Below are 12,659 nucleotides of genomic sequence, written 5' to 3'. Positions count from 1 at the left end.
GGGTGAATCACCCGCTATCTTAATTTAGTCGATGGTGCGCAATAACTCGTTAATGCCGACTTTACCGCGGGTCTTGGCGTCGACCTTCTTGACGATCACCGCGCAGTACAGGCTGTAAGAACCGTCTTTGGACGGCAGGTTGCCGGACACCACCACCGAGCCGGCCGGTACGCGGCCGTAGTGCACTTCGCCGGTTTCGCGGTCGTAGATGCGGGTGCTTTGGCCCAGGTAAACGCCCATGGAAATCACCGAGCCTTCTTCCACGATCACCCCTTCAACCACTTCGGAGCGCGCGCCGATGAAGCAGTTGTCTTCGATGATGGTCGGGTTGGCCTGCAGCGGCTCCAGCACGCCGCCGATGCCGACGCCGCCGGACAGGTGGACGTTCTTGCCGATCTGCGCGCAGGAGCCGACGGTGGCCCAGGTATCGACCATGGTGCCTTCGTCGACGTAGGCGCCGATGTTGACGTAAGACGGCATCAGCACGGTGTTGCGCGCGATAAATGCGCCCTGGCGCACGGTCGCCGGCGGCACCACGCGGAAGCCCTCTTTCTGGAAGCGCGCTTCGTCGTAGTCGGCGAACTTCATCGGCACCTTGTCGTAATAGCGCGTTTCCGCGCCGTCCATCACCTTGTTGTCGTTGATGCGGAAAGAGAGCAGTACGGCTTTTTTCAGCCACTGATGCGTTACCCACTGATCGTCGATCTTCTCGGCAACGCGCAGGGCGCCGCTGTCCAACAGGCCGATCACCTGGTTTACCGCTTCACGCGTTACGCGGTCCACGTTCGCCGGAGTGATGTCCGCACGGCGTTCGAAGGCGCTTTCAATAACGTTCTGTAATTGCTGCATTCTGTTCTCTGTCCTGATGTTGTCGGTAAAAAGTTACTTGTATCACATTTTATCGTTTGGATTGAGGGCCTCTGTCAACCGTTGTTCCAACTTTCTGCGCGTTTCCTGGTCGAGGGCGCGGCGATCGCCGTCGGCGAGAATAAACAAATCCTCGACCCGCTCGCCGATGGTGGAAATGCGCGCGCCGTGCAGCGACAGGCCGAGATCGGCGAAGACTTCGCCCACTCTGGCCAGCAGGCCCGGCTGATCGAGCGCGGTCAGCTCCAGATAGCTGCGGCGGTCGGTGTGGGTCGGCAGGAAGTTGACCTCGGTCGGCACGCTGAAATGACGCAGCTTGGACGACGGCCGGCGCACCCGCGGCGGCTGGTATTCGCGCTGGGTGATGGCCTGCAGCAGCGCGTGGCGGATCGCCGCGTGGCGATCCTGCGCCAGCGGGCTGCCGTCCGGCTCCAGCACGATAAAGGTGTCCATCGCCATGCCGTCGCGGTTGGTGAAAATCTGGGCGTCATGCACGCTGAGGTTGCGGCGGTCCATTTCGCCGGCCACGGCGGCGAACAGATAAGGGCGGTCCGGGCTCCAGATGAAAATCTCGGTGCCGCCGCGCGTCGCCTGCCGGCTGACCAGCACCAGCGGCTGGGTCGAGTCGTGGGCCAGCAGGTGGCGCGCGTGCCAGGCCAGCTGGTTCGGCGAGTGGCGCAGGAAGTAGTCGGCGCGGCAGCGGCTCCAGATGCGGTGCAGCGCCTCTTCGTCGATATTGTCCATGCGCAGCAGCGCCAGCGCCTGCAGCCGGTGATGCCGCACGCGCTCGCGCAGGTCCGGGCTGTTTTGCATGCCGCGGCGCAGCTGTTTTTCGGTGGCGAAGTACAGCTCGCGCAACAGGCTCTGCTTCCAGCTGTTCCACAGGGTTTCGTTGGTGGCGCAGATGTCCGCCACCGTCAGGCACACCAGATAGCGCAGGCGGGTTTCGCTCTGCACTTCGGCGCTGAACTGCTGGATCACCGTGGGGTCCTGGATGTCGCGGCGCTGGGCGGTCACCGACATCAGCAGGTGGCAGCGCACCAGCCAGGCCACCAGCTGCGTCTCGCGTGAATTGAGGCCGTGCAGCTCGGCGAACTCCTGCACGTCTTCCGCGCCGAGGATCGAGTGATCGCCGCCGCGGCCTTTGGCGATGTCGTGGAACAGCGCCGCCAGCAGCAGCAGCTCCGGGTGCGGCAGGCGCGGATACAGCTCGACGCACAGCGGGTGGCGCGGGCGGGTTTCCGCATCGGCGAAGCTTTCCAGCTTCTGCAGCACCCGGATGGTGTGTTCGTCCACGGTATAGGCGTGGAACAGGTCGAACTGCATCTGGCCGACAATCTTGCCCCACTGCGGCATATAGGCCCACAGCACGCTGTGGCGGTGCATCGGCACCAGCGCGCGCGACACCGCGCCCGGATGGCGCAGGATCGCCATGAACAGATCGCGCGCCTCGGGAATGGTGCACAGCGGCTGTTTCAGATGGCGGCGCGCATGGCGCAGCTGGCGCACCGTCGTGGAGTAGATGCCCTTGATCTCGCGGTTGCGCACCATCAGATAGAACATCCGCATGATGGCCTCCGGCTGACGAATAAACAGCGTTTCGTCGCGCAGGTCGATCAGATTGCCGCGCAGCTGGAAGTCGTCGTTCAGCGGCCGCGGTTTTTCGGTGGCGTCCAGCGCCAGGATCGCTTCGTCGAACAGCTGCAGCAGCATGTGGTTCAGTTCGCTGACGCGGCGCGTCATGCGGTAGAAGTCTTTCATCATGCGCTCGACCGGCTCGTTGCCTTCGCCCTGGTAACGCAGCAGCTGCGCGACGTTGAGTTGGCGGTCGAACAGCAGGCGGTTGTCATAGCGCGACAGCACCAGGTGCAGCGCAAAACGGATGCGCCACAGGAAGCTCTGGCACTCGTTCAGTTCGTTGCGCTCCGCCTGGGTGAGGAAGCCGAAGCCGACCATTTCGTCCAGCGAGGTGGCGCCGAAGTGGCGGCGCGCCACCCACAGCAGGGTGTGGATATCGCGCAGGCCGCCCGGGCTGCTCTTGATGTCCGGCTCCAGGTTGTAGCTGGTGCCGTGATAGCGCTGATGGCGCTCCTGCTGCTCGTCCAGCTTGGCGTGGAAAAACTGCGGCGAAGGCCAGAAGCCGTCGCTGAAGATGTGCTTTTGCATCTGCAGGAACAGCGCCACGTCGCCGCAGATCATCCGCGATTCGATCAGGTTGGTGGCGACGGTCAGATCCGCCAACCCCTCCAGCAGGCACTCTTCGAGCGTGCGCACGCTGTGGCCGACTTCCAGCTTCAGGTCCCACAGCAGCGTGATGAATTCGCCGACCCGCTGGGATTGTTGTTCGTTGAGCCGGCGCTGGCTGAGCACCAGCACGTCGATGTCCGACAGCGGATGCAGCTCGCCGCGGCCATAGCCGCCGACCGCCACCAGCGCGGTTTCCGGAATATCCTCAAAGCCGTAGAAGGTCCACAGGCGGCGCAGCAGCCGGTCGATGAAATCGCTGCGCGCCGCCACCAGGCTCTCGGCGCTGGATCCGGCGTCGAACGCCGCCGCCAGCCAAAGCTGGAACTGCTCCAGCCGCTGCTTCAGCGCCAGGCAGTTGATCTCCTCGTCGCCGTAAGCGTTGGGATACTCAGGCTGCCGCGGCGCGACGGCCGGAGTGTCCTGTTGACGAAAGTTTTCAGACATAAATACGCAGCCCATAAAAAAGGCCGGCAAAAGCCGGCCTGTGACATCATGCAGCGCGGCCATGGGCCGCGGCGCTTACATCTCGTGCGTAATGATGTTGGGGATGGTGTCATCCTTGCGCAACGTCATTATCTCGCAGCCGTTATCAGTGACCACAATAGTATGCTCATACTGCGCCGACAAGCTGCGATCCTTGGTTTTTACCGTCCAGCCGTCTTTCATGGTGCGGATGCGGTAATCGCCGGCGTTGACCATCGGCTCGATGGTGAACGCCATGCCGGCCTGCAGCACCACGCCGCCGTCGTCGGCGTCATAGTGCAGCACCTGCGGCTCTTCGTGGAACACCTCGCCGATGCCGTGGCCGCAGTACTCGCGCACCACGGAGAAGCGCTCGGCTTCGACGAATTTCTGGATCTCTTTGCCCAGGGTGCGCAGGCGAATGCCCGGCTTCACCATTTTCAGCGCCAGATACAGACTTTCCTGAGTGACGCGGCACAGGCGCTCGCCCAGAATGGTCGGCTTGCCGACGATGAACATTTTGGAGGTGTCGCCGTGGAAGCCGTCTTTAATCACGGTCACGTCGATATTGACGATGTCGCCGTCCTTCAGCACTTTGTCATCGCTCGGGATGCCGTGGCACACCACTTCGTTCACCGAGATGCACACGGACTTCGGGAAGCCGTGATAACCGAGGCAGGCGGAGATGGCCTGCTGCTCGTTGGTGATGTACTCGTGACAGATACGGTCCAGTTCGCCGGTGGTCACGCCAGGTTTGACGTGCGGCTCGATGATCTCCAGCACTTCGGCGGCCAGGCGGCCGGCCACGCGCATTTTTTGGATGTCATCAGGTGTTTTAATTGAGATTGCCATGAAATTCGTCCGCAGGTGTCGTTATCGTCGACAATAAGAAGCAGTGACTCATGGTATCAGCCCGGCCGGGGGGCTGCCAAATTTCATTTCCCGGCGGCCGGCCAAACGCAACAAAAGTTGGTGTCGGTGGCGGGTTTATGGTATAAAGCGCGCCGGCGATCCGCTCTGCGTCCTTGTGGCAACGACGGAAATGGCCGAAAATACTTTAACTGCACTCACATTGTGTAAATAACACACACGTATCGGCACATCCGCCGGGGTGCCTCGAGGTGATTTATCACCGCCGGGGTCGGCGTTATGGGATACGTGGAGGCATAACCCCAACTAATCTATAGAGGTTTAATCATGGCAACTGTTTCCATGCGCGACATGCTCAAGGCCGGTGTTCACTTCGGTCACCAGACCCGTTACTGGAACCCGAAAATGAAGCCTTTCATCTTCGGCGCTCGTAACAAGGTTCACATCATCAACCTTGAGCAGACCGTACCAATGTTCAACGCCGCTCTGGCTGAACTGACCAAGATCTCTTCCCGTAAAGGCAAGATCCTGTTCGTTGGTACCAAGCGCGCAGCAAGCGAAGCGGTAAAAGAAGCTGCACACAACTGCGACCAGTTCTTCGTGAACCATCGCTGGTTGGGCGGCATGCTGACTAACTGGAAAACCGTTCGTCAGTCCATCAAGCGTTTGAAAGATCTGGAAATCCAGTCCCAAGACGGCACCTTCGACAAGCTGACCAAGAAAGAGGCGCTGATGCGTACTCGCGAACTGGCCAAGCTGGAAAACTCCCTGGGTGGTATCAAGGACATGGGTGGTCTGCCTGACGCTCTGTTCGTAATCGATGCAGATCACGAGCACATCGCGATTAAAGAAGCCAACAACCTGGGTATCCCGGTATTCTCTATCGTTGATACCAACTCCGATCCAGACGGCGTTGACTTCATTATCCCTGGTAACGACGATGCAATCCGTGCAGTAAACCTGTACCTGACTGCCGTTGCTACCGCCGTCCGTGAAGGTCGTTCTCAAGATCTGGCCGTTCAGGCGGAAGAAAGCTTCGTAGAAGCTGAATAATAAGGCAAGCTCGTCACTGAGCCCTTATTAACCAGGTATTGACATATGTTGGTTAGGGGGGCCTTAAAGGCCCCCTTTGCTTATCTGAATGAGAACTGTCTCCGTGCGAGATAACCGAGGAAAAAGAAATGGCTGATATTACCGCTGCTCTGGTAAAAGAACTGCGTGAGCGTACCGGCGCTGGCATGATGGATTGTAAGAAAGCACTGGTCGAAGCCAACGGCGACATCGAGCTGGCAATCGAAAACATGCGTAAATCTGGCGCGATCAAAGCGGCGAAAAAAGCAGGCAACGTAGCTGCTGACGGCGTGATCAAAACCAAGATCGCAGGCAACTACGGCATGATCCTGGAAGTTAACTGCCAGACTGACTTCGTTGCTAAAGACGCGGGCTTCCAGGCATTCGCCGACAAAGTGCTGGACGCCGCCGTTGCCGGCAAAATCACCGACGTTGACGTGCTGAAAGCGCAATTCGAAGAAGAGCGTGTTGCTCTGGTGGCAAAAATCGGTGAGAACATCAACATTCGCCGCATCGCAGCCCTGGAAGGCGACGTGCTGGGCAGCTACCTGCACGGCGCGCGCATCGGCGTTCTGATCGCGGCTAAAGGCGCTGACGAAGAGCTGGTTAAGCAAATCGCCATGCACGTTGCGGCGAGCAAGCCAGAATTCGTTAAGCCTGAAGATGTGTCTGCAGAAGTGGTTGAGAAAGAGTACCAGGTTCAGCTGGACATCGCCATGCAGTCTGGCAAGCCGAAAGAAATCGCAGAGAAAATGGTTGAAGGCCGCATGAAGAAATTCACCGGCGAAGTTTCTCTGACCGGTCAGCCTTTCGTTATCGAACCGAGCAAGTCCGTTGGCCAGGTGCTGAAAGAGCACAACGCTGACGTGATCAACTTCATCCGCTTCGAAGTGGGCGAAGGCATCGTTAAAGTCGAAACCGACTTTGCTGCCGAAGTTGCGGCAATGAGCAAACAGTCTTAATGACTGCCAATGGAACCGCCGTTTGGCGGTTCCATACTATCCAGCCAGAATTACACCGGTGGCAGGCTCTGTGGCGTTATACTCACCTCAGACGCGTTTCATCGGCTGAAATCCCCAACACTAATACTGCTTCTTAGGACAGAACACCATGGCAACCAATGCAAAACCCGTATATCAGCGTATCTTGCTCAAACTGAGTGGCGAAGCCCTGCAAGGTGCAGAAGGTTTTGGTATCGACGCAAGCGTTTTGGATCGCATGGCTCAGGAAGTGAAAGAGCTGGTCGAACTGGGAATTCAGGTCGGTGTAGTTATTGGCGGCGGGAACTTGTTCCGCGGCGCGGGGCTGGCTCAGGCCGGCATGAACCGCGTAGTGGGCGACCACATGGGAATGCTGGCTACCGTGATGAACGGCCTGGCTATGCGTGATGCACTGCACCGTGCCTATGTGAACGCCCGCCTGATGTCGGCAATCCCGTTGAACGGCGTGTGCGACAACTACAGCTGGGCCGAGGCGATCAGCCTGCTGCGCAACAACCGCGTGGTGATCTTCTCCGCCGGTACCGGCAACCCGTTCTTCACCACCGACTCCGCCGCCTGCCTGCGCGGCATCGAGATCGAAGCGGACGTGGTGTTGAAAGCCACCAAAGTGGATGGCGTATACTCCGCCGATCCGGTTAAAAACCCGGATGCGACGCTGTACGAACAGTTAACCTATCAGGACGTGCTGGAGCGCGAGCTGAAAGTGATGGACCTGGCGGCGTTTACGCTGGCGCGCGATCACGGTCTGCCGATCCGCGTGTTCAACATGAACAAGCCTGGCGCGCTGCGCCGCGTGGTGATGGGTGAGAACGAAGGTACGCTGATCAGCAAATAAGGATTTAGCGGAGCGGATGACGCCTGGCGCCGTGCGCTCTCCGAGTACAATTCACGGGCTATACTTGAGGTATCGCCTGCCAAGTAACCAGCTTCCAAGGGTTCGCAACGTGATTAATGAAATCAGAAAAGATGCCGATGCACGCATGGAAAAAAGCGTCGAAGCATTCAAAAACCAAATCAGCAAAGTTCGTACCGGCCGTGCTTCCCCAAGCATTCTGGACGGCATCATGGTGGAATATTACGGCGCCGCTACCCCGCTGCGCCAGCTGGCCAACGTGACCGTTGAAGATTCCCGCACCCTGGCGATCAACCTGTTTGACCGCTCGTTGGGGTCGGCGGTTGAGAAGGCCATCATGTCTTCCGATCTCGGTCTGAACCCGAGCTCCGCCGGCAGCGTGATCCGCGTTCCGCTTCCTCCGCTGACCGAAGAGCGCCGCAAGGATCTGATCAAAGTGGTGCGCGGCGAAGCCGAGCAGGGCCGCGTAGCCGTGCGTAACGTGCGCCGCGACGCCAACGACAAGGTGAAAGCGCTGCTGAAAGACAAAGAAATCAGCGAAGACGAAGATCGTCGTTCTCAGGACGATATTCAGAAAATGACCGACGCCTACATCAAGCTGCTTGATGCCGCGCTGGCGGACAAAGAAAAAGAGCTGATGGACTTCTAATCAGCATCGCGCATAAAAAAGCGTCGCCTGGGCGGCGCTTTGTTTTTTGTGGCGCAGATCCCGTTTCAACGTACTGAAAGATCATGGACAAGCGGTGTCCAAGGTTAGACACTGGATCCCCTTCGATCTCATCAGACAGTTATTCAGAGTGAACTCATGAAGCAACTGACTATTCTAGGCTCGACCGGCTCGGTAGGGACCAGCACCCTGGCCGTGGTCAGGGAAAATCCCGCGCGTTTCGCGATTAAAGCGCTGGTTGCCGGCCGCAACGTGGCGGTGATGGCGCAGCAGTGCATGGAGTTCCGCCCGGCCTATGCGGCGATGGCGGATGAAAACGCGGCGCGCGAGCTGCGCGCTATCCTGGCGGAAAACGGCGTCGCCACCGAAGTCATGGCGGGTGAACAAGCTGCCTGCGAGCTGGCCGCGCTGAGCGACGTCGACCAGGTGACGGCGGCGATCGTCGGCGCCGCCGGCCTGCTGCCGACGCTGGCGGCGATCCGCGCCGGCAAGCAGGTGCTGCTGGCGAACAAAGAGTCGCTGGTGACCTGCGGGCGCCTGTTTATGGACGCGGTGCAAAAGAGCCAGGCGCAGTTGCTGCCGCTGGATAGCGAGCATAACGCGATTTTTCAGAGTTTGCCTGAGAGCATTCAGCGTCAGTTGGGATACTCTTCACTGGACGATCATGGTGTTTCGCGCATCGTGCTTACCGGTTCCGGCGGCCCGTTCCGCACCACGCCGCTGGAACAGTTCGCCGCGATGACGCCGGATCAGGCCTGCGCCCACCCTAACTGGTCGATGGGCCGCAAGATCTCGGTGGACTCGGCCACCATGATGAACAAAGGTCTGGAATATATTGAGGCCCGCTGGCTGTTTAACGCCTCGGCCGAACAAATGGAAGTGATCCTGCATCCGCAGTCGGTGATCCACTCGATGGTGCGCTATGCCGACGGCAGCGTGCTGGCCCAACTGGGCACGCCGGACATGCGCACGCCGATCGCCCACGCCATGGCTTACCCGCAGCGGGTCAGTTCCGGCGTGGCCGCGCTGGATTTCTGCCGCATCGGGTCGTTGACCTTTGCCGAGCCGGAACGCGAGCGTTACCCCTGCCTGTATCTGGCGATAGAAGCCTTTGACGCAGGCCAGGCGGCGACCACCGCGCTTAACGCGGCCAACGAAGTGGCGGTGGCGGCGTTCCTGCAGGCGCAGATTCGCTTCACCGACATCGCCGACGTCAACCGCCGGGTGGTGGAGCGTCTGTCGCTGCAGGAACCGTCCTGCATCGATGCGGTCTTAGAAATAGATCGTCAGGCGCGCGCGGCGGCCAACGAGGCTGTCAGCTCGCTGCGCGGTTGATAACGGTTATTATCCGATTTTGTTCGTAATTCGCGCGTGCCGCAGTGGGGCCGTTTGTTCATGCCCTGCTGAGGTGGTATAGTCTGCGCCACTTGTCAGCGGTTATACCGTTGAATAATGGCCTGATTGGCATCCTGAATGCCGATGGCGAGCCGGCGTTGGCCGGCTATCGCTGGGGCAGACTGCAAAGCCGTGTCGGGCACACGGCTTTTTTTGCGCGTAAGGGCCTGATGTTCCGGAAAGGCAGTTATATTTCTATTGAGGAAATAAGTACGAGTTATGTCGTCCGCAAATCAACAAGAGGCTAATCCATCCCTTTCTGGGCCACGCCACGTCGCCATCATCATGGACGGCAACGGACGCTGGGCCAAACGTCAGGGCAAGTTACGTGTCTTCGGTCATAAAGCAGGGGTGAAATCGGTGCGCCGCGCGGTCAGCTTTGCCGCCAGCAACCATTTGGATGCACTCACGCTTTATGCCTTCAGCAGCGAAAACTGGAACCGCCCGGTACAGGAAGTCTCCGCGTTGATGGAGCTTTTTGTCCGCGCCCTGGATAGCGAAGTAAAAAGCCTGCATAAACATAACGTCAGGCTGCGCGTGATCGGTGATATCAGCCGTTTCAGCGCGCGTTTGCAAGAGCGCATCCATCGCTCGGAGCAGCTGACGGAAAATAACGATGGCCTGACGCTCAACATCGCCGCCAACTACGGTGGCCGTTGGGATATCATTCAGGGAGTAAGGGAACTGGCTGAGCAGGTGCAGGACGGCGTGCTGCGTCCGGACCAGATCAGCGAAGAGTTATTGAGCGAGCGGGTTTGCATGAGCGATTTAGCGCCGGTGGACCTGGTTATTCGCACCGGCGGCGAACACCGCATCAGTAACTTCCTGCTGTGGCAAATTGCCTATGCCGAACTTTACTTCACTGATGTACTCTGGCCTGATTTTGATGAACTTGTCTTTGAAGGTGCGCTGAATGCATTTGCACAACGTGAGCGTCGCTTCGGGGGAACAACACCTATCGGCGCCAATGCGTCCTAGGGGGAACTTTTGCTGAAGTATCGCCTCATAACTGCTCTGATTTTAATTCCGATCGTTATCGCAGCGCTGTTTTTGCTGCCGCCGGTGGCTTTTGCCCTGGTAACGCTCGTGGTGTGCATGTTAGCTGCCTGGGAGTGGGGCCAACTGGCCGGTTTTACCTCCCGCCCGCAGCGCATCTGGTTGGCGATACTGTGCGGTTTTCTGCTGGCGCTGATGATGCTCAGCGTCCCCGCCTACCATCATTCCGTCGATCTGCCTCAGGTGGGCGGCCCGCTGTGGCTGTCGCTGGCCTGGTGGCTGGCCGCGCTGCTGCTGGTGCTGTTTTATCCCGGTTCGGCGGCCATCTGGCGTAATTCGCGCCCGCTGCGCCTGCTGTTCGGCCTGCTGACCATAGTGCCGTTCTTCTGGGGCATGTTGGCGCTGCGCCAGTTCGGCTACGAAGAAAATCATTTTACCGGCGCCTGGTGGCTGCTGTACGTGATGCTGCTGGTGTGGGGCGCGGATTCCGGCGCCTACATGTTCGGCAAACTGTTCGGCAAGCATAAGCTGGCGCCGAAGGTCTCGCCGGGCAAGACCTGGGAAGGGCTGATTGGCGGGCTGGTGACGTCGGCGGTGATCTCCTGGCTGTTCGGCCGCTACGCACCGCTGAACGTGGTGCCGGCCACCCTGTTGGCCTGTTCGGTGATCGCCGCGCTGGCTTCGGTGCTGGGCGATCTGACCGAGAGCATGTTCAAACGCGAAGCGGGCATCAAGGACAGCGGTCATCTGATACCGGGTCATGGCGGCATACTGGATCGTATCGACAGCCTGACCGCGGCAGTTCCGGTATTTGCCTGCCTGATGCTGTTAGTGTTTTAATCCGTCAATGGCGGGGAGTGAAGGGATAATGTTCAGCGTGCTCTGGAACCTGGTGGCGTTTTTGGTGGCGCTCGGTGTGTTAATCACCGTGCACGAGTTCGGGCACTTTTGGGTCGCTCGCCGCTGCGGCGTGCGCGTTGAACGTTTTTCTATCGGCTTCGGCCGCGCCCTGTGGCGCCGCACCGACCGCCAGGGCACCGAGTACGTCATCGCGCTCATCCCGCTGGGCGGCTACGTGAAGATGCTGGATGAGCGGGTCGACGCCGTCGCGCCGGAATTCCGTCATCAGGCCTTCAACAACAAAAGCGTCTGGCAGCGCGCGGCGATCGTCAGCGCCGGCCCCATCGCCAACTTCCTGTTTGCTATCCTTGCGTACTGGCTGGTGTTCATCATCGGCGTTCCCAGCTTCCGTCCGGTCATCGGTGAAATCTCGCCGCAGTCCATCGCCGCACAGGCCGAAATTTCGCCGGGAATGGAACTAAAGTCGGTTGACGGTATCGAAACGCCTGATTGGGAATCAGTTCGTCTGGCGCTGGTGGCGAAGATTGGCGACGCGCAAACCGAAGTGGGCGTTGCGCCGTTCGGCTCTTCGCAGCAGGTGACCAAAACCCTGGATTTACGCCAGTGGAACTTTGAGCCGGACAAACAGGATCCCGTGGTCGCGCTGGGTATTATTCCGCGCGGTCCGCAGATAGAATCAGTGCTGGCCGAAGTGCAGCCGAATTCGGCGGCGCAAAAGGCGGGTTTGCAAGCGGGGGACAGGATCGTTAAAGTCGATGGTCAACTGCTGGGTCGTTGGCAAACGCTGGTCAAGCGTATTCACGACGGCCCGGGTCAGCCGCTGGCTTTGGAGATCGAAAGAAACGGCGCCCCCTTGTCTTTGACGCTGATACCGGATACAAAGCCGGTGGGAAAAGACAAATCGGTGGGGTTTGCGGGCATCATTCCGAAAGTGCTGCCGCTGCCGGACGAGTATAAGACGATTCGTCAGTATGGACCGTTCCCGGCGCTGTATCAGGCCGGAGACAAGACCTGGCAGCTGATGCGGCTGACGGTCAGCATGCTGGGTAAATTAATAACCGGTGATGTAAAGCTGAACAACCTGAGTGGCCCGATTTCGATTGCACAGGGAGCAGGGGCGTCAGCCGGGGTCGGGTTCGTGTATTATCTGATGTTCCTGGCGTTGATTAGCGTCAACCTGGGGATCATCAACCTGTTCCCATTACCGGTGTTAGATGGTGGGCATCTCCTCTTCCTGGCGATAGAAAAGCTGAAGGGTGGGCCGGTTTCCGAGCGAGTACAGGACTACAGCTACCGCATAGGTTCGATCGTGCTGGTACTGCTGATGGGTCTTGCACTTTTCAATGATTTTTCTCGCCTTTAGGGGCGG

The 12,659-nt window shown here is 59.3% G+C and carries 12 protein-coding genes; 9 read left to right on the top strand and 3 right to left on the bottom strand.

Annotated elements, in window-relative coordinates; genetic code table 11:
- Window positions 1–24 precede the first annotated feature (24 nt).
- From dapD to map, 3 genes are all read right to left on the bottom strand, one after another.
- Window positions 25–849 (bottom strand): 2,3,4,5-tetrahydropyridine-2,6-dicarboxylate N-succinyltransferase, encoded by an 825-nt coding sequence (gene dapD / locus D7I37_RS01870; RefSeq protein WP_129543213.1) that lies wholly within the window; start codon window positions 847–849, stop codon window positions 25–27.
- A 42-nt stretch (window positions 850–891) separates the two neighbouring features.
- Window positions 892–3,558 carry a bifunctional uridylyltransferase/uridylyl-removing protein GlnD gene (gene glnD, locus D7I37_RS01865; protein ID WP_061797013.1) on the bottom strand — a complete coding sequence of 889 codons (2,667 nt, stop codon included), beginning with the start codon at window positions 3,556–3,558 and terminating at the stop codon, window positions 892–894.
- 75 nt (window positions 3,559–3,633) lie between these two features.
- Entirely contained in the window at window positions 3,634–4,428 is a 795-nt protein-coding gene (gene map / locus D7I37_RS01860; protein WP_061796735.1) for a type I methionyl aminopeptidase, read from the bottom strand.
- A 345-nt stretch (window positions 4,429–4,773) separates the two neighbouring features.
- Here map and rpsB point away from each other — a divergent pair, with 345 nt between their 5' ends.
- The 9 genes from rpsB (at window position 4,774) to rseP (ending at window position 12,653) form a co-directional block, all read left to right on the top strand.
- Window positions 4,774–5,499 (top strand): 30S ribosomal protein S2, encoded by a 726-nt coding sequence (gene rpsB / locus D7I37_RS01855; protein WP_061796733.1) that lies wholly within the window; start codon window positions 4,774–4,776, stop codon window positions 5,497–5,499.
- 128 nt (window positions 5,500–5,627) lie between these two features.
- Window positions 5,628–6,479: a translation elongation factor Ts gene (tsf, locus tag D7I37_RS01850; RefSeq protein WP_061796731.1), complete on the top strand. Its 852-nt coding sequence runs from the start codon at window positions 5,628–5,630 to the stop codon at window positions 6,477–6,479.
- 148 nt (window positions 6,480–6,627) lie between these two features.
- A complete protein-coding gene (gene pyrH / locus D7I37_RS01845) occupies window positions 6,628–7,353 on the top strand; it encodes a UMP kinase (protein WP_004931940.1) in 726 nt (241 codons plus the stop codon).
- Between the two features lie 109 nt (window positions 7,354–7,462).
- Entirely contained in the window at window positions 7,463–8,020 is a 558-nt protein-coding gene (gene frr / locus D7I37_RS01840) for a ribosome recycling factor (RefSeq protein WP_061796730.1), read from the top strand.
- A gap of 156 nt (window positions 8,021–8,176) precedes the next feature.
- Window positions 8,177–9,373, top strand: coding sequence for a 1-deoxy-D-xylulose-5-phosphate reductoisomerase (gene ispC, locus D7I37_RS01835; protein WP_061796728.1), 1,197 nt, complete (start codon window positions 8,177–8,179; stop codon window positions 9,371–9,373).
- Between the two features lie 110 nt (window positions 9,374–9,483).
- Window positions 9,484–9,681 carry a hypothetical protein gene (locus D7I37_RS26930; protein ID WP_165283076.1) on the top strand — a complete coding sequence of 66 codons (198 nt, stop codon included), beginning with the start codon at window positions 9,484–9,486 and terminating at the stop codon, window positions 9,679–9,681.
- Window positions 9,653–10,411, top strand: a complete 759-nt coding sequence (gene ispU / locus D7I37_RS01830) for a (2E,6E)-farnesyl-diphosphate-specific ditrans,polycis-undecaprenyl-diphosphate synthase (protein WP_061796727.1) — start codon at window positions 9,653–9,655, stop codon at window positions 10,409–10,411. Before D7I37_RS26930 ends, ispU begins: the two co-directional genes overlap by 29 nt.
- 9 nt (window positions 10,412–10,420) lie before the next feature.
- A complete protein-coding gene (cdsA, locus tag D7I37_RS01825; RefSeq protein WP_061796725.1) occupies window positions 10,421–11,269 on the top strand; it encodes a phosphatidate cytidylyltransferase in 849 nt (282 codons plus the stop codon).
- 28 nt (window positions 11,270–11,297) lie between these two features.
- On the top strand, window positions 11,298–12,653 hold the full coding sequence (rseP, locus tag D7I37_RS01820) for a sigma E protease regulator RseP (RefSeq protein WP_095098976.1): 1,356 nt from the start codon (window positions 11,298–11,300) through the stop codon (window positions 12,651–12,653).
- Window positions 12,654–12,659: the final 6 nt, after the last annotated feature.

Origin of the sequence: Serratia sp. 1D1416, from assembly GCF_003641105.1 — a bacterium.
Taxonomy (GTDB): Bacteria; Pseudomonadota; Gammaproteobacteria; order Enterobacterales; family Enterobacteriaceae; genus Serratia; species Serratia ficaria.
Note: the sequence above shows the minus strand (reverse complement) of the source record. Positions and strands in the feature narration are given on the sequence as shown.